General features: G+C 65.6%; 17 protein-coding genes. 3 read left to right on the forward strand and 14 right to left on the reverse strand.

Annotation, left to right across the window (positions count from 1 at the left end; all coding sequences use genetic code 11):
* Positions 1-34 precede the first annotated feature (34 nt).
* Positions 35-1,126, forward strand: coding sequence for a glycosyltransferase family 2 protein (locus ON00_RS09350; RefSeq protein WP_050810909.1), 1,092 nt, complete (start codon positions 35-37; stop codon positions 1,124-1,126).
* Positions 1,127-1,283: 157 nt separating this feature from the next.
* Here the strand turns inward: ON00_RS09350 and ON00_RS09355 are convergent, their stop codons facing one another.
* Together ON00_RS09355 and ON00_RS09360 are read right to left on the reverse strand one after the other, a co-directional pair.
* Positions 1,284-2,012, reverse strand: a complete 729-nt coding sequence (locus ON00_RS09355; RefSeq protein ID WP_029622592.1) for a class I SAM-dependent methyltransferase — start codon at positions 2,010-2,012, stop codon at positions 1,284-1,286.
* 17 nt (positions 2,013-2,029) lie between these two features.
* Positions 2,030-2,458 carry a GtrA family protein gene (locus ON00_RS09360; RefSeq protein ID WP_010405271.1) on the reverse strand — a complete coding sequence of 143 codons (429 nt, stop codon included), beginning with the start codon at positions 2,456-2,458 and terminating at the stop codon, positions 2,030-2,032.
* A 62-nt stretch (positions 2,459-2,520) separates the two neighbouring features.
* Here ON00_RS09360 and ON00_RS09365 point away from each other — a divergent pair, with 62 nt between their 5' ends.
* Complete coding sequence (locus tag ON00_RS09365; protein WP_010405272.1) at positions 2,521-4,296, forward strand: membrane protein; 1,776 nt, start codon at positions 2,521-2,523, stop codon at positions 4,294-4,296.
* Positions 4,297-4,419: 123 nt separating this feature from the next.
* On the opposite strand, the gene ON00_RS09370 is transcribed toward ON00_RS09365, so the two are convergent.
* From ON00_RS09370 to ON00_RS09395, 6 genes are all read right to left on the reverse strand, one after another.
* Positions 4,420-5,037, reverse strand: coding sequence for a MarC family protein (locus ON00_RS09370; protein ID WP_010405273.1), 618 nt, complete (start codon positions 5,035-5,037; stop codon positions 4,420-4,422).
* The gene (locus tag ON00_RS09375) at positions 5,034-5,735 is read right to left on the reverse strand and encodes a Cif family virulence factor (protein ID WP_010405275.1); all 702 of its coding nucleotides are present in this window, start codon (positions 5,733-5,735) and stop codon (positions 5,034-5,036) included. The genes ON00_RS09370 and ON00_RS09375 overlap by 4 nt, the downstream gene beginning before the upstream one ends.
* Positions 5,732-6,604, reverse strand: a complete 873-nt coding sequence (gene folD / locus ON00_RS09380) for a bifunctional methylenetetrahydrofolate dehydrogenase/methenyltetrahydrofolate cyclohydrolase FolD (protein WP_010405277.1) — start codon at positions 6,602-6,604, stop codon at positions 5,732-5,734. The genes ON00_RS09375 and folD overlap by 4 nt, the downstream gene beginning before the upstream one ends.
* A 30-nt stretch (positions 6,605-6,634) precedes the next feature.
* Positions 6,635-6,937, reverse strand: coding sequence for a YggT family protein (locus ON00_RS09385; protein ID WP_010405278.1), 303 nt, complete (start codon positions 6,935-6,937; stop codon positions 6,635-6,637).
* 75 nt (positions 6,938-7,012) lie between these two features.
* Positions 7,013-7,912, reverse strand: a complete 900-nt coding sequence (gene argB / locus ON00_RS09390) for an acetylglutamate kinase (RefSeq protein ID WP_010405279.1) — start codon at positions 7,910-7,912, stop codon at positions 7,013-7,015.
* A 134-nt stretch (positions 7,913-8,046) separates the two neighbouring features.
* A complete protein-coding gene (locus tag ON00_RS09395; protein WP_010405280.1) occupies positions 8,047-8,718 on the reverse strand; it encodes a queuosine precursor transporter in 672 nt (223 codons plus the stop codon).
* Between the two features lie 149 nt (positions 8,719-8,867).
* On the opposite strand from ON00_RS09395, the gene ON00_RS09400 reads away from it, so the two are divergent.
* Positions 8,868-10,133 (forward strand): NupC/NupG family nucleoside CNT transporter, encoded by a 1,266-nt coding sequence (locus ON00_RS09400; protein WP_010405281.1) that lies wholly within the window; start codon positions 8,868-8,870, stop codon positions 10,131-10,133.
* A gap of 255 nt (positions 10,134-10,388) precedes the next feature.
* Here the strand turns inward: ON00_RS09400 and ON00_RS09405 are convergent, their stop codons facing one another.
* From ON00_RS09405 to ON00_RS09430, 6 genes are all read right to left on the reverse strand, one after another.
* Positions 10,389-11,132, reverse strand: a complete 744-nt coding sequence (locus ON00_RS09405) for a sigma-70 family RNA polymerase sigma factor (RefSeq protein ID WP_010405282.1) — start codon at positions 11,130-11,132, stop codon at positions 10,389-10,391.
* Positions 11,129-13,180, reverse strand: coding sequence for a flagellar biosynthesis protein FlhA (flhA, locus tag ON00_RS09410; RefSeq protein WP_040602005.1), 2,052 nt, complete (start codon positions 13,178-13,180; stop codon positions 11,129-11,131). The genes ON00_RS09405 and flhA overlap by 4 nt, the downstream gene beginning before the upstream one ends.
* 48 nt (positions 13,181-13,228) lie before the next feature.
* Positions 13,229-14,134, reverse strand: a complete 906-nt coding sequence (locus tag ON00_RS09415) for a hypothetical protein (protein ID WP_010405284.1) — start codon at positions 14,132-14,134, stop codon at positions 13,229-13,231.
* Between the two features lie 99 nt (positions 14,135-14,233).
* Positions 14,234-14,590, reverse strand: a complete 357-nt coding sequence (locus ON00_RS09420; protein WP_010405286.1) for a flagellar protein FlgN — start codon at positions 14,588-14,590, stop codon at positions 14,234-14,236.
* The gene (locus ON00_RS09425) at positions 14,587-14,874 is read right to left on the reverse strand and encodes a flagellar biosynthesis anti-sigma factor FlgM (protein ID WP_010405287.1); all 288 of its coding nucleotides are present in this window, start codon (positions 14,872-14,874) and stop codon (positions 14,587-14,589) included. Before ON00_RS09425 ends, ON00_RS09420 begins: the two co-directional genes overlap by 4 nt.
* Positions 14,875-14,973: 99 nt before the next feature.
* Positions 14,974-15,513: a flagella basal body P-ring formation protein FlgA gene (locus ON00_RS09430; RefSeq protein ID WP_010405289.1), complete on the reverse strand. Its 540-nt coding sequence runs from the start codon at positions 15,511-15,513 to the stop codon at positions 14,974-14,976.
* Positions 15,514-15,554: the final 41 nt, after the last annotated feature.

The following is a 15,554-nucleotide window of genomic DNA, read 5'->3' on the forward strand; positions in this document are numbered from 1 at the left end:
TGACGGGGCCGTGACGACACGCTATTCAGCGCACATGTCGCGTCCCATATCCCCCCCAGCGTTATCCGTTGTCATTCCCTGCTATAACGAAGCCGCGTGCCTTGCCGTGCTGCACGCGCGCGTCACCGCCGCCGCGCGCGCTGCGGTCGGGGATGATTACGAAATCCTGTTCATCAACGACGGTTCCCGCGACGATAGCTGGGGCGAGATGCAGCGCCTTGCCGCCGATGACCCACGGCTGGTCGTCATCAACCTGTCGCGCAACCACGGCCACCAGCTTGCGCTCACCGCCGGGCTCGATCTGTGCTCGGGCGCGCAGATCCTGATCATCGACGCCGATTTGCAGGACCCGCCTGAATTGCTGAGCGACATGCGCGCCGCAATGGCCGCGCAGGGGGCCGATGTCGTCTATGCCGTGCGCCGCAAGCGCGAGGGCGAGACACTGTTCAAGAAAGCCACCGCCGCCGCTTTCTATCGCTTGCTCGACCGCGTCACCGACACCGCCATCCCGCTCGACACCGGTGATTTCCGCTTGATGAGCAGGCGCGCGCTCGATGCGTTTCTCTCGATGCCCGAACAGGCGCGCTTCATTCGCGGCATGGTCGCCTGGGTCGGCTTCAAGCAGATTCCCTTCCCGTATGACCGGGCCGAGCGCCTGGCCGGGGAAACCAATTATCCGCTGGGCAAGATGATCCGCCTCGCGCTCGATGCGGTCACCGGTTTTTCAACCGCGCCCTTGCGCTTCGCCAGCCATTTGGGCCTCGCGCTGACGGCGGCGTCGCTGCTGCTGTTCCTCTACATCGCGGTCGGCTTTTTCAGCGGCAGCGCGGTTGCCGGCTGGACTTCGACGATGCTCGTCGTCGTGCTGCTCGGCGCGTTCCAGATGTTCGTGCTGGGGATGATCGGCGAATATATCGGGCGGCTCTATGTCGAATCCAAGCGCCGCCCGCTCTATCTGGTCGCCGATGTGGTCGGGCCGATCCAGGGCCGCGCGACGCTCGGCTATCGCGCGGAAGCCGAGACCCAACCCGTTCGCCCTGAGCTTGTCGAAGGGCACCTTGCCACTCAGACACCTGATCAAGGTGCGAGCAGTGCTTCGACAGGCTCAGCACGAACGGAAATCTAAGCCTCGCGCGATCTCGGCACGGCTATGGAGCCGAAGCCAAGCCCCAAAGCCTCCCCGTTCACCCTGAGCCTGTCGAAGGGCACCCCTCCACGCAAGCGAACGCTCATAGCGGATCAGGGCTTGAGCACGCTCCGAACGATGGAAAGGATCCGCCGCGCTATTTCGGGGACGCGAGCGTCACGATCGACACGCCCGGCGACAGCGGCACCCGGCCGACCAAATGACGCTCGAGGCGGAAGATCGCCTCGAACAGCGCGTTGACCGGCCCGGGCGGCGGCGAATCGTCGCTATCGTCCTTGCCGCGAATCCGCCCGGCGACGCGCGACGCCACCGCCAGCGGGAACAGCAGAGAATTGAACCAGCGCAAGCCGTTATGCTTCAGCCCGGCTTTGCCGATCGCCGCCGCCAGCGTCGCCTTGGAATAGCGGCGGTGATGGTGGTTGACGACATCGTGCGCGCTCCACATCCATTGATGCGCGGGCACCGCGATCAGGATCTTGCCGCCGGGCTTGAGGCAGTCGCCCATCGCCTTCAGTGCCGCGACATCGTCTTCGATATGCTCGACAACATCGAGCACCGCGATCAGATCATAGGCACCGCGCTCGACCCCGGTCAGCTCGGGCAAAGGGGCCGCGCCAACTGGCTTGCCCAGCCGTTCACTGGCAATCGCGCGCGCGGCGGGATCGATCTCGATCGCCTCGACACTGCCGAAAGCGCTCAGCATCGGCAGATTGTGGCCGGTGCCGCAGCCAATCTCCAGGATCCGCGCATCGGCGGGCAAATGCCCTTCGCGCGCCAGATAGTCGGCCAGGATGTCGCGCCGCGCGCGATACCACCAATGCGTCGAATCATGCGCCGCCATGCGGTCGTAAACGATTCTATCCAAGGTCGACGCATCCCATCTTATTTGAACACCAGATAGCGGTTGAGCACGAAGGTCATCCCCGTCGCCAGCACGATCGCGGGCAGCAGCGGCACCCAGCCGGGATAGCCGAGCTTGGCGGTGCCGATCCAGGTGATGAGCGCGTTCAGCGCCATCCCCGATGCTTGCACCAGCACGAACTGCACTTGCTGCGCCGCCCCCCGCGCGCCCGTGCCATGCCCTTTGAAGCTCCAGCGGCTGTGCAGGAAAAACCCCGCCGTCACCGCAACCGCAAATGCGAACGGCACCGCATAGACCGCATGCTGCCGCTCGAACACATACAGCGTCAGCGGCAGGTACACCGCCGAATAGAGCACCGTCGACAGCCCGCCGGCGATGCCGAACCGCAGCATCTGGCCGAACAGCGGGTTCGACCGCCAGCGATCGACGTGTTGGAGGAGTGTCGTCACGTTTGCTTGCCCTTTACGCGAGCCGCAGTAGAGCGCGATCTCGGTCTAGGAAAGCGGTTTGGATGACGGGTGGTTCGCTGATGCGCAGTGTGGAGCGGGATTGGGTCCGCCTGAGCCTGATCGCCTGGCTTTGTATCGCCATCTATTTCGTGCACGATCGCTGGGTTGGTATCCATTATCTGCAGCTTGGCGACACCGACGACAATATGCGGCTGATGCAGGTGCGCGCCTGGCTGAGCGGGCAGGGCTGGTACGACCTGCGCCAATATCGGCTGAACCCGCCCAGCGGCTATGACATTCACTGGACGCGCATCGTCGATCTGCCGATCGCGGGGCTGATCGTGCTGCTGCGCCCGTTCGTCGGCGCGCGCGAGGCCGAGATGCTCGCTTGCGGCATTGCCCCGCTGCTGCCGCTCAGCATCGCCATCCTCGGCCTGGGTGCGACCGTCCGGCGGCTGGTCAGCCCCTATGCCTGGCCGCTCGCCATCGCCCTGCTGCTATGCTGTTCGGCGACGCTGTTGATGTACATGCCCGAGCGCATCGATCATCACGGCTGGCAGCTCGCTATGCTCAGCCTGACGGTGGCGGGCCTGTCCGACCCCAAGGGCGTGCGCGGCGGTGCGATCGTCGGCTTGGCGAGCGCAGTGTCGCTGGCGATCGGGCTCGAAATGCTGCCTTATGCCGCGATTGCCGGTGCGATCCTCGCGCTGCGCTGGATCTGGGATCGCGCCGAAGCGCAGCGCTTGTCAATCTATGCGTTGTGCCTGGGGGCGGGGAGCGGCCTGGGCTACGCGCTGTTCGCCTCTTACGGCAACGCCGTCCCGCGCTGCGACGCGCTGACACCGGTATGGCTGAGCGTGATGGTGATGGCGGGCGCGCTGCTGTTCGCGCTCGCCTGGGTCAATCCCGCCAATCGCTGGGTGCGGCTCGCGCTCGCCATCGCGGCGGGCGCGGTGATCGTGATCGGCTTCGCGTTGGTCTTCCCGCAATGCCTCGGCCGCCCCGAACAGGCGTCGCCCGAATTGCAGAAGAACTGGCTCAACATGATCCGCGAGGCGCGGCCGATCTACGTCCACCCGTTCCGCGTCGCCTTCCCGGTGGCGATCATGCCGGTGGTCGGGGTGATCGGCGCGATCGTGGCGACGTGGCGCGCGCGCGGCACTGCGCTCGGCGCGGCGTGGGCGACGGTCTTGCTGTTCGTCACCGGGGCCGCCTTGCTGCTGCTATGGCAAGCGCGCGCGGGGCCGGCCGCACAGATGCTGGCGGTGCCCGGCGCGGTCGCGCTGGCATGGCTGTTAATCCCCTATCTGCAAGCCCAGCGCTCACCACTGGTGCGCGTGCTCGGGACGGTGGCGGTGATATTGCTGGTCGGCTCAGGCCTGTTCGCCGGTCTCGCTTTTCGCTTCTTGCCGATCGATCGACCGACCAAGCGCGTCCAGATCATCGATCGCGCCAGCGGTTCGTGCCCGACGATGACGGCGCTGAGCCCGCTCAACCGTTATCCGGCGCAAACGATCTTCAGCTTCGTCGATCTGGGGCCGCGCATCATCACCATCACCCATCACAATGCGGTGGCGGGGCCGTATCACCGCAATGGCGATGCGATCCTGGATGTGCAGCACGCCTTTTCCGGCACGCCCGAGAATTTCCGCGCCATCGCCAAGCGCCACGGCGCGAGCCTGTTGCTGATTTGCCCGAACATGGCCGAATCGACGATCTACCGCGTGCGCGCGCCCGGCGGGTTCTACGACCAGCTCGCGCACCGCAAGACCTTCGACTGGCTCGAACCGCTGCCGCTGCCTGCCAAATCGCCGCTGCGGCTGTGGCGGATCAAATAGCGCAAAGCGCAGCCTTTCCGCCTTCTCCTTTGTGCCTTTGCGTCTTCGTGCGAGAAAATTTCTTTGATCGCACAAAGACGCAAAGGCACGAAGAAGATCAGAAAAAGCTGACCTGCGGTCGGCTTAGCCGAGGCTGATCTTTACCCCGTCGATCACGAACTGCACCGCGAGTGCTGCCAGCAGCACGCCGAGCAGCCGCGTGATCACCGCTTCGATCTTGGCCCCCAGCACACGCATGATCGGCCCCGCCGCGAGCAAGGAGACCAGCGTCAGCAGCAGGATCGTCGCCAGCGCACCGAGCACGACGAGCGAGCGTTCGATCCCCTCATTGCGGCCCATCAGCAGCATGACCGAGGCGATCGACCCCGGCCCCGCGATCATCGGCATGGCCATCGGGAAGATCGACACATCGTCATGCGGCTCGGCAGCGATCTTGGCGGCGCGGTCCTCGCGGCGTTCGGTGCGCTTTTCGAACACCATTTCCAGCGCGATCAGGAACAGCATGATCCCGCCCGCGATGCGAAAGCTCGCCAGGCTGATCCCCAGCCCATGCAGCAACGCTTCGCCGAACAACGCGAACACCAGCAAAATGCCCGCCGCGACCAGCACCGCGCGCAACGCCATCGCGCGCGCATGCACCGGCGTCGCCCCCGCCGTCAGCCCGGCATAGATCGGCGCGCAGCCCGGCGGATCGATCACCACGAAAAAGGTGATGAGCGAGGAGATGTAGAGTTCGATCATTTGGGCGCAGCAATCTTGTCGTCGACTACCGCTTTCCAGCGCTTGCCGGTCCATATCGCAGCCCAGAACCGGCGCGATCCGTCCTGTGCTGTCTCCCACATCCAACCAAGGGTACGATCAGACGCACGACCGCCGCCAGCATTATCCGATGAAAGAATTGGGTCTTGAGTCAGTGTTCCCGCGCAGGACCCAACCTCCGATTGGATGATCCGAGGCTTATCGCGCCCGACCTTCAAATCATCCCCACCATCGACGATCCACTTCCAGCCGCCATCCGGCTGGCGCTGCCACACGGTGGAGAAATAGCCGACCGACCCGTCGGGCCGCTTCCACCCGCCGGTGTTGACCGCGAGCGACCCATCGCACGACACATAGCTTGCGGTCGGCCACCAGCTAATCGCCTTGGCCGGGTCCGCGCGGTCCTTCAGCCACGCTTGCGCGTTGACCGGCTGCGGCACGAACATCGTCGCATCGCTCGCCGCCCACTTACGGAAGGCGGTCCATTGCCCGAGCTTCTGCGCATCGGCGGCAAAGGCGCGTTCGGCGTCGAGGGCGGTAACCGACGCAGGCTGACCCGCTCTCCCCTGCCCGTTCGTTTCGAGCGAAGTCGAGAAACCTGCGCCCGTGACGGGTTTCTCGACTTCGCTCGAAACGAACGGAGGTGGGAAGGCCGCCGCCAGCAGCAACGCTGCGATCACAAATCACCCTTGCCGACCACGCCTTCGCGCCGCTCGGCCGAGAGCAGCGCGTTGCGCAGCAGGCAGGCGATCGTCATCGGGCCGACGCCGCCCGGCACCGGCGTCACCGCGCCCGCAACGCTCATCGCGCCCGCGAAATCGACATCGCCGACCAGCCCGGTCTCGGTGCGGTTGATGCCGACATCGATCACCGTCGCGCCGGGCTTCAGCCATTCGCCCTTGATCATTTCGGGCCGCCCGACCGCCGCCACGACGATATCGGCGCGCTTGATCACGCTCGACAGGTCGCGCGTGCGCGAATGCGCGACCGTCACGGTGCAGCTTTCCGCGATCAGCAATTGCGCCATCGGCTTGCCGACGATGTTCGAGCGCCCGATGACCACCGCGTCGAGCCCGGAGAGATCGCCCAGCACATCCTTCAGCAGCATCACGCAGCCAAAGGGCGTGCACGGCACGAAGCCCGGCAGCCCCGTCGCCAGCCGCCCGGCATTGACCGGGTGGAAGCCGTCGACATCCTTGTCGGGGTCGATCCGGGTCAGCACGGTGCGCTCGTCAATATGCCCCGGCAGCGGCAATTGCACCAGGATGCCGTCGATCGCGGGATCGGCGTTGAGCGCATCGACCAGATCGAGCAGCGCGTCCTGCGGCACATCCGCGGGCAGGCGATGCTCGACGCTGACCATCCCGGCCTCACGCGTCGCGCGCCCCTTGTTGCGGACATACACCGCCGAGGCCGGATCTTCCCCGACCAGCACCACCGCCAGCCCCGGCGCGCGCCCGGCCTGGCCCACGAACGCCGCGACCCGCTCGGCAATGCGCGCGCGCACGCCAGCCGCAAAGGCTTTTCCATCAATCAACGCGGCGGTCATGCCAGGAACTTTCAGTTTGGAACGGGCAATTTAAAGCGGGGCTCCGAGGAGCAGATGCGCATCGAGATTGACCAGCACGATGCTGATCAGCCGCAGGATCAGCAGCACGGCGAACGGTGCCAGATCGAGCGCCCCGAAATCGGGCAGCACGCGGCGCAGCGGGCGGTAGAGCGGGTCGGTGCCGCGATTGAGCCCGGTATAAATCGCCCGAACGAACTCGTTATAGGTGTTGATCACATTGAACGACACCAGCAGCGACAGGATGACCTGCACCAGCACGATCAGCGTCACCGCGTCGATCAGGACCTGCAAGAGTTGGATGATCGTATGCAAAAAGCGTCTCCGACGTTGGTGATGCTATTCTAGCGCGATCGCGCCGATGCGACCACCCCTGGCGACGAACAGTGCTTAGCGCCGCACCAGCGTGCCCGCCCCGCGCCGGGTGAAGATTTCCAGCAGCATCGCATGCGGCACGCGCCCGTCGAGGATGACGGCGGCGTCCACCCCGCCCTCGACCGCATGGACGCAGGTTTCGAGCTTGGGGATCATGCCCCCTTTGATCGTGCCATCGGCGCGGAGTGCCGCGACGCCCGCCGGATCAAGATCGGTGACCAGTTCGCCAGTCTTGTCGAGCACGCCGACAACATCGGTCAGCATGAACAGGCGTTCCGCGCCCAAGGCCGCCGCGATCGCGCCCGCCATCGTGTCGGCGTTGATATTATAGGTGTGCCCGTCGGCCCCGATCGCGATCGGCGCGACCACCGGGATGATCCCGGCTTGCGACAGCGTATCGATGATCCGCCGGTCGACCCCGACCGGTTCGCCAACAAAGCCCAGATCGACATGGCGTTCGATCCCCTGCAGCCGGTCCGGCGTGTCGCGCCCGACCTTGGCGGCGGTGACGAAGCCGCCATCCTTGCCCGAAATGCCGACCGCGCGGCCGCCCGCCTGGCCGATCCAGCCGACGATTTCCTTGTTGATCGATCCTGCCAGCACCATTTCGGCAATCTGCGCGGTTTCGGCATCGGTCACGCGCAAGCCATCGACGAAGCGCGATTCGACCCCCAGCCGCTTGAGCATCGCGCCGATTTGCGGGCCGCCGCCATGCACCACCACCGGGTTGATGCCGACCGCCTTCATCAGCACCACATCCTCGGCGAAATCGCGCGCGAGTTCGGGGTCGCCCATCGCATGGCCGCCATATTTCACGACAAAGGTCTTGCCGGCATAGCGCTGCATATAGGGCAGCGCCTCGACCAGGATTTCAGCCTTGGCGAGCAATTCGGGGGCGGGGGAATGATCGGTCATGCCAAACCTTCTTCTCCCCTCCCGCCAGGCGGAAGGGGTCGGTGGAGGGTCGCTCGGGGCGCGTGGCGCTCCATGCCCTCCCGACGCCAGCGGCGCAACAGGCGGAACGCCGCGCGCAGCGGCGGCGGATACATTCAGCGGTCGAGCCGCCGCCCGATACCGACCGCAAGATAGATGAGCGGCGGCACCAGAATTGCCGACAGCGTGACCTTGGCCAGCATTTGCCCGGCGAGCAGCGATCCGATCGGGAACACCCCCCAAAAGGCGATGCTGACGAACAACAGCGTATCGACGATCTGGCTCAGCACGCTGGCAATCCCCGCACGCAGCCACAACAGCCCGCCGCCTTCCGCCCGCTTCAACCAACTGAAGATGGTCACGTTCAGCGTCTGCGAAATGCCATAAGCGACGATCCCGCCAAACCAGATCCGCGGCGTCGCCCCCATCATCAGCGCAAAGGCATCACGCCGCGCCGGATCCATCGCGGGCGCGGCGGGAGCAGACAGCACGACGATCGACAGCAGGATCGAGGCGATCAGCGGCGCAAAGCCGATCTGCACCAGCCGGTTGGCGATCACTCGGCCATGCAGTTCGGCAACCGCGCTCGACACCACGACCAGCAGCAGAAACGCGAAGATCCCCGATTCCACCGCCAGCGGCCCGATCCCGACCAACGTGCCCAGCGTCGAAATCGGCCCGAGCGACACCTGCTTGTTGCCGAGCACGCCGGCAATGCAGACCATGCCGCCATAAAAGATCGAAAAGGCGAAAAGCGAACGCGGGATCGCAGGAGCAGGGGTGTTCATCGCACCAACGCTAGCCGGTTTCGCGCCCACGTCAAAGCAGGTGCCGCGCGACAGGCCGCCGCAAACCCCTATCGCTCGCCAAACCCGCGTGTATGGTGGACCGCCGTGCGCGCCGATTTCGGCGGCTTGGGCGTTTTTGCGGGGGACATGTGGGTACTTTTCCGATCGGCATTGTGGGCATCCTCGTCATTCTGGGGCTGGCCTTCCTGCTGTCGACCAACAAGCGTGCGATCCGGCTGCGCGTCGTCGGCGCGGCGTTCGCGCTGCAAGTGACGATCGCCTTCATCGTGCTGCGCAGCGACATCGGCCGCCGCGCGATCGAGGGCATGTCGCGCGGCGTCTGGGCGCTGCTCGGCTATGCCAAGGCCGGCACGATGACCATTTTCGGCGGTCTCGCCAGCGATCCCACCTTCGGCAGCGCCTTCGTCTTTTCGGCACTGCCGGTGATCATCTTCTTCGCGGCCTTGGTCTCGATCCTCTATCACCTCGGCATCATGCAGTTCGTCATCCGCTGGGTCGGCGGCGCGATCGAGAAGGTGATCGGCGTGTCCAAGGTCGAGGCGTTGTGCGCCGCCGCCAACATCTTTGTCGGCCAAAGCGAATCGCCGCTGGTGATCCGCCCCTATCTCGCCAGCCTCACCCCGCCGCAAGTGTTCGCGGTGATGACGGTCGGCATGTCGGGCGTCGCGGGCACGATCCTGCTCGCTTACGCGACCTTCCTCGGCCAGGGCGCGCTGCCCTATCTGCTCGCGGCGTCGTTCATGTCGGCACCGGGCGGACTGTTGATGGCCAAGATCATCATGCCCGACGTGTCGCACACCCCCGTCGGCGAATTGCCGCTGGGCGACGATCCCGAAGAAGCCGTGCTCCACGTTGCCGAACAGGCACTGGAGGAAGAACGCGCCGCCAACCTGATCATGGCGGCGGCCAACGGCGCGCAGACCGGCGTGCGCATCGCGGTTGCGGTCGGCGCGATGGTGCTGGCGTTCGTCGGGCTGGTCGCGCTCGCCAACGGGATGCTCGGCGGCATTGGCGGCTGGTTCGGCTATCCCGACCTCAGCTTCCAGGGCATTCTGGGCTTCGTCTTCGCGCCGGTCATGTACCTGCTCGACATTCCGTGGAACGAAGCGCGCGTCGCCGGGCAATTGTTCGGGCAGAAGATCGTGCTCAACGAATTCGTCGCCTTTATCGATCTCGGCAAGATGAAGGACTTGTCGCCACACACCACCGCCGTGGTGACCTTTGCGCTGTGCGGCTTCGCCAATTTCTCCTCGATCGCGATCCAGATGGCCTCGACCGGCAGCCTTGCCCCCAACCAGCGCCCGATGATCGCCAAGCTCGGCCTGCGCGCGCTGGCGGCAGGGAGTCTGGCGAATTTGATGTCGGCGGCTTTGGCGGGGTTGCTGCTGGGATGAGGGGATCGCGAGGGGCTTTTCTCACGCGAAGGCGCGAAGCCGCGACGAAGAGATAAGAATTGGTTCGCGCAGAGGCGCGGAGGACGCGGAGAAGAAAGAGGGACGTAGCGCAGCCTCGTGCCCGAAAATCCGCGCCTTGTCGGTCTGCCGATGGATACCGGGCGCATCTTCTCTGCGTCCTCCGCGCCTCTGCGCGAACAAACCTTCTTCTCTTCGCGCCTTCGCGCCTTCGCGTGAAAAAGAACAGGGTCGCGCTCAGCGCCGCAGCATCGCCTTTTTCAGCTTGGCGTGTGCCGAGGCCTTGATCTGGCACACCCGCGCCGCACCAACGCCGATCACCTGGCCGATCTCTTCAAGGTTCATTTCCTCGACATAATAGAGCTGCACCACCAGCATCTCGCGCTCGGGCAAGCTGGCGATTGCCGCGATCAGCGTGTCGCGTTCCTCGCCTTCGGACAGTTGCGCGAAGGCGTCGGGCTCATCGCTCGCAAACCACGGCCCTTCGTCTGAATAAACATCCTCGATCGGCTCGAAGCGCACCGGCTGCGCATTGGCATAGTCCAGCCGCAGCTTGTCCGGAGTCACGCCGAGCCGCGCGGCGACCTGCGCTTCCTCCGGCGCATGGCCGAGTTCTGTGGTGAGCGCAGCGACCGTGTCGGCATAGAGGCGCTTGCGCTGCATCGCGCCGCGCGTGATCGTGGCGCTGCGGCGGAGCGCGTCGATCATCGATCCGCGCACGCGCGTGACCAGATATTGCTCGAAGGTCACTTGCCCGCGTTCCTCAAAGGCGCTGGCCGCTTCCACCAAGGCGACAAGCCCGATCTGCACCAGATCCTCAATCTCGATCGCGGACGACATGCTGCCATGCACGTGCCACGCGATCCGCCGCACCAGCGGCAAGTGCTTCTTGGCCAGCAGCGACAGGTCGGGCGCGCCGGAGCGGCGATAGACCAGCGGCATCGCCTCGGTGAAGGTCGCGAAATCGGGCTGCGCGGTCATGCGGGCAGAGCTCCAGGGGCACCGATCACGGCGACGACTTCGACCGATTTGTCCTCGGGGACTTCGAAGAAGCTCATCACCGGAATGTCGGGCAGACAGGTTTTGACGAGTTTGCGGATCGCCACGCGGATTGCGGGCTGGACGACGAGCGCGAATGGCTTGGCCTCGTCGACAAAGGGTTGCGCGGCGCGCTGCAGCGCATCGACGATGCGGCGGCCGAGATCGGGCTCGATCGTGTGGCGACGCGACGGATCGCTGCGGATCGCCTGGCCGAGCAGGCCTTCGAGCCCGCCCTCCAGCGTCATCACGCGCAACGGCTCGCGCACGCCGCACAATTTGCCGATGATCAGCCCGCCCAGATCGGGGCGGATCGCCTCGATGATCTCGTCGGCGTCGAGCGTCTTCTGCGCGGCGACCGCGATCGCGGCGGCAATGCGGCGGAACTCCTTGAGCGGGATGTTCTCGGCCAGCAGCCCGCGCAGCACTTGCGTCAGCGTGGTCAGCGGCAGCGGATTGGGCGACAGCGACGCCACGAGGTTGGCGGCGCGCTCCTTCAGCCCGTCGAGCAGCGCCTGCACTTCGTCGGGGCCGAGCAGCTCGGCGGCATGCACGCCCAATTGATGGTTGAGATGCGTCGCCATCACGGTGCCCGGATCGACCACGAGATAGCCCGCGCCGGTCGCCGCATCGGCGTCTCCGGCTGCGATCCACACCGCGTCGAGCCCGAAGGTAGGGTCCTTGGCGCGCTTGCCCATCAGGCCGCCAACCGCTTGCCCCGTGTCGAGCGCCAGCATTTCCTCGGGCGAGACGCTGTCCTCGCCGACGACCACGCCGCCGACGATGATCCGGTAAGCATAAGGCGACAAATTGATGTCGTCGCGCACCCGCACTTGCGGGATGACGAAACCCATTTCCTTGGAGAGCTGCCGCCGCACCCCGGTGATCCGCCCCATCAGCGGCGCACCGCGACGCTCATCGACCAGCGGCACCAGGCCGTACCCGATGTCGAGATTGACCTGCATCGTATCGGCGACTTCGTCCCAACCGATCTTGGAATGGTCGACCGGCTCGGCGGGCGCGGTTTCCACCGGTGCCGGGCGGTTGGCGGCCTGGCGCATCTTCCACGCGGCAAAGCCAGCCAGCGCGGCGGCGGGCAGGATGACGAGATGCGGCATCCCCGGCATCATACCCAGCAAAGCCAGGATGATCGCGACCGGCGTCCACGTCCGCGCCGAGCCGAACTGGCTGCCAATCTGCCCCGCCAGATCCATGCTGGAGGTCACGCGCGTCACGATTGCGGCCGCCGCGATCGACAGCATCAGCGAGGGGATCTGCGCGACCAGCGCGTCGCCGATCGCCAGCAGCACATAATTGTGCGCCGCAGCCGAAATTGTCATGCCGTGGCTGACTGGCCCCAGGATCAGGCCGCCGATGATGTTGGCGGCCAGGATCAGCAGGCCCGCAACCGCGTCGCCCTTCACGAATTTGGACGAACCGTCCATCGAGCCGTAGAAATCGGCCTCGGTCGCCACTTCGACGCGGCGCAATTTGGCTTCTTCGGGAGTGATGAGGCCGGCGTTGAGATCGGCGTCGATCGCCATCTGCTTGCCGGGCAAGGCATCGAGCGTGAAGCGCGCCGACACTTCGGACACGCGGCCCGCGCCCTTGGTCACCACGATCATGTTGATGATGACGAGGATCGCGAAGACGAACAGGCCGACGACATAATCGCCGCCGATCAGGAAGGTGCCGAACGCCTCGATCACATGGCCCGCGGCGCTTTCGCCCTCATGCCCATGCACCAGCACCACGCGCGTCGAGGCGACGTTGAGGCTCAGGCGGAACAGCGTGGCGAACAACAACACCGTCGGGAAGGCCGAAAAATCGAGCGGCTTCTGCGCGTTGAGCGACACCATCAGCACGGCCAGGCTGATCGTGATGTTCATGATGAAGAACACGTCGAGCAGCGCCGACGGGATCGGCACCACCATCAGCACGACCAGCAGCAGAATCGCCACCGGCAAAGCGGCGGAACGCAACAGCGGCAACACGCCACCAGATTTCAGGGCACCCGACTTCACCGCAATCGCCACCACTTACGCTCCCATCTGCGCGAGCATCATGTAGGCCAGCCGGGCATTGGCCGGCGTCGGGCGCAGCAGACTGGCGCTTTCGACACGGGTGCCATTGCCGCTGGCGGATCCACTCAGCCGGTCGAGCGTCGATTGCGCCCACACGGCCGCATCGGCGGTCGAGGTTTCGTCATTGCCGGGGATGACATCCGCCCCCCAGCTCCCGAGCCGCGTTGCCGCGAGCCCCGACGTCGCCGCAACCGGCGCGCTGGCCCCGGCGGCGCTCTGGTCGAGCTTGGCCGAGAAGCGGCTGTATATGTCGGCAAGCGAGCGCGGCTCGCCATTGGCGGCAAAGAAGACGCTGCGATTGGCATGGGCGGCGGCGGGGAACATCGCCGCGCCGCTCTTGTCGGGGGAGGTCTGCAAAGCGGTCAGGAACGACCGAGCGCCGCCAAGGCCCAGGAAATGCGCCATGTAGAGATCGGTGCCGGTCGCCGTCCGCCCGGTCGCGCTTTCCAGCGCGCTCTTGTTATCGCTGGCATGTTCCGCCGCCATCATTGAGGCGGTGCCGGGATCGTTGCGCAGCGCCAGGATCGCGCGGCGCGTCGCCGGATCGGCAACGGTCGCACGACCGGTCGACGTAACGCCGATCGCATCGGCCGCCCAGCCAAGCCCGTGTTCGGCACCATGCGCCTTGACCACACGCAGCCAGCTTTGGTCGACGAATTGATACAGGCCGGTCGCGCTCGACGTCCCCGCTTTGGCATCGGCGCGCAGGCCGCTTTCCAGCTTGGCCTGGCCCAGCAGATAGTTGAAATCGATCCCGGTCCGCTGGCTGGCATTGGCGATCGCGGTACGAATCGCCCCGCCGCCGAGGCTTTTCACCTCGCTGGCGGCACCGTTCAGAATGGAGAGTGGATTGAAAGGCATCGGTCCCCGGCTGCGTCGCGGCTATTCGAGCGAATAGTCAGGCGAACATCAGCAAGAGCCGTGCCAGTTATCCTTAATGAGGCGTAACCCGCGTTTGGGTCAAGCGTAGGCCGCGATTCCCATGCCGGGGCGATACACCGTCCCCGGGGCGGAGCCGACCGCGACACCGGCAGATCCGGTCAAGGTTTGCAGGCGGCGGCGAACATTTGCCGCCATCAGGTTGACGTAGATGCGGCACGTCTCGTTCAGGCGATGCGCCTCATCGGCAAGCGCGCGCAATTCCGGGCTGGCGGGCCCAGTGCCGAATGCGGCAATCGCTTCGATCGCGCCGAGCTTTTCCTGCGTTGCCGCCTCAAGCGCGAGCACGTCATTGGTCTTGAGCGCGGCAATCTCTGCATGGAGCGATTCGATGACGCGGATCAGCGCATCCCGCCGCGAGGAACCGGGAGAGGTCATTTCTTCGGGCTCCAATAGAGTTTCAGGGCGAGCATCCGATCGGCAATGGTTTCGGGGAAGAGCGGATAACTGCCGTCGCGCACGGCCTGGCGCACCTGTTCCACCCGCTTGCTTTCGACCGGGGCCTGCTTCCCAAAGTCAAAAGCGAGCGCGGACAGCTCCAATTGCTTGGCCGCCGCCTCGCTCGGCTGCGCTGCCGCCTTTGCGGTCTGCGCAGATGCTGCCACCGGCACGACCAGACGGTCTTGGGTCGTGACAGCCTTTGCTCCGATCGGTTCCACCATTGCCTGCACCTTTGCGGTTTCCGCTGACATGATGGAAGAACGACCGATCGCGACGGACCTTAAGAAATTATTCTATCCATCGGCAGAGGCGGTGCCGACTCATTCGGTCCAACCGGGCAGTGTGGCGCGGCCATTGGCGATCGCGACCGCCTGGATCGGCGCGCGCGCGCTGTCGATCTTCACCAGAAAGCGCCCTCCGGCGACCGCATCGCCCGCTGCAATCCCTTCCCGGGTGATCGAAAAGCCCGGCGATCCGGCGCTGATCGTCACCGGATCGCCGCGCTTGATCACGTAGACCGGCCGAAGCGGGGCCACTTCCGAGGGCGTGATAACCAGCGGAGCCGCGCCCTTTGGCGCGACCACCGGGGTGCGGATCGGCACGAACAGCCGCCATTGCGGCCCGGTGCAGGTCACCACCACGGCGTCATGCGTCTCCGATCGCCACGCCATCGACACCATCGGGCAGGCCGCCAGCTTCAGACGACTGTCGACCGGGGTCCGCGCGCCCCCTTCCTCGCCGATCGCCTTGCCCGCAAAGGCGGCAACCGCGCGATCGAGCGTGGCGGTATCCTGAAAGGCTGGTGCCGCAGCCGCCGGGCTGGCCACCGCGATCAACACCAAGGGGAGATGACGCAACATCGCATTATCCTCTGCAAAAGCGGCAAAGCGCGGTTGCCGGG

The organism is Sphingomonas echinoides ATCC 14820, assembly GCF_000241465.1.
GTDB classification, from domain to species: Bacteria; Pseudomonadota; Alphaproteobacteria; order Sphingomonadales; family Sphingomonadaceae; genus Sphingomonas; species Sphingomonas echinoides.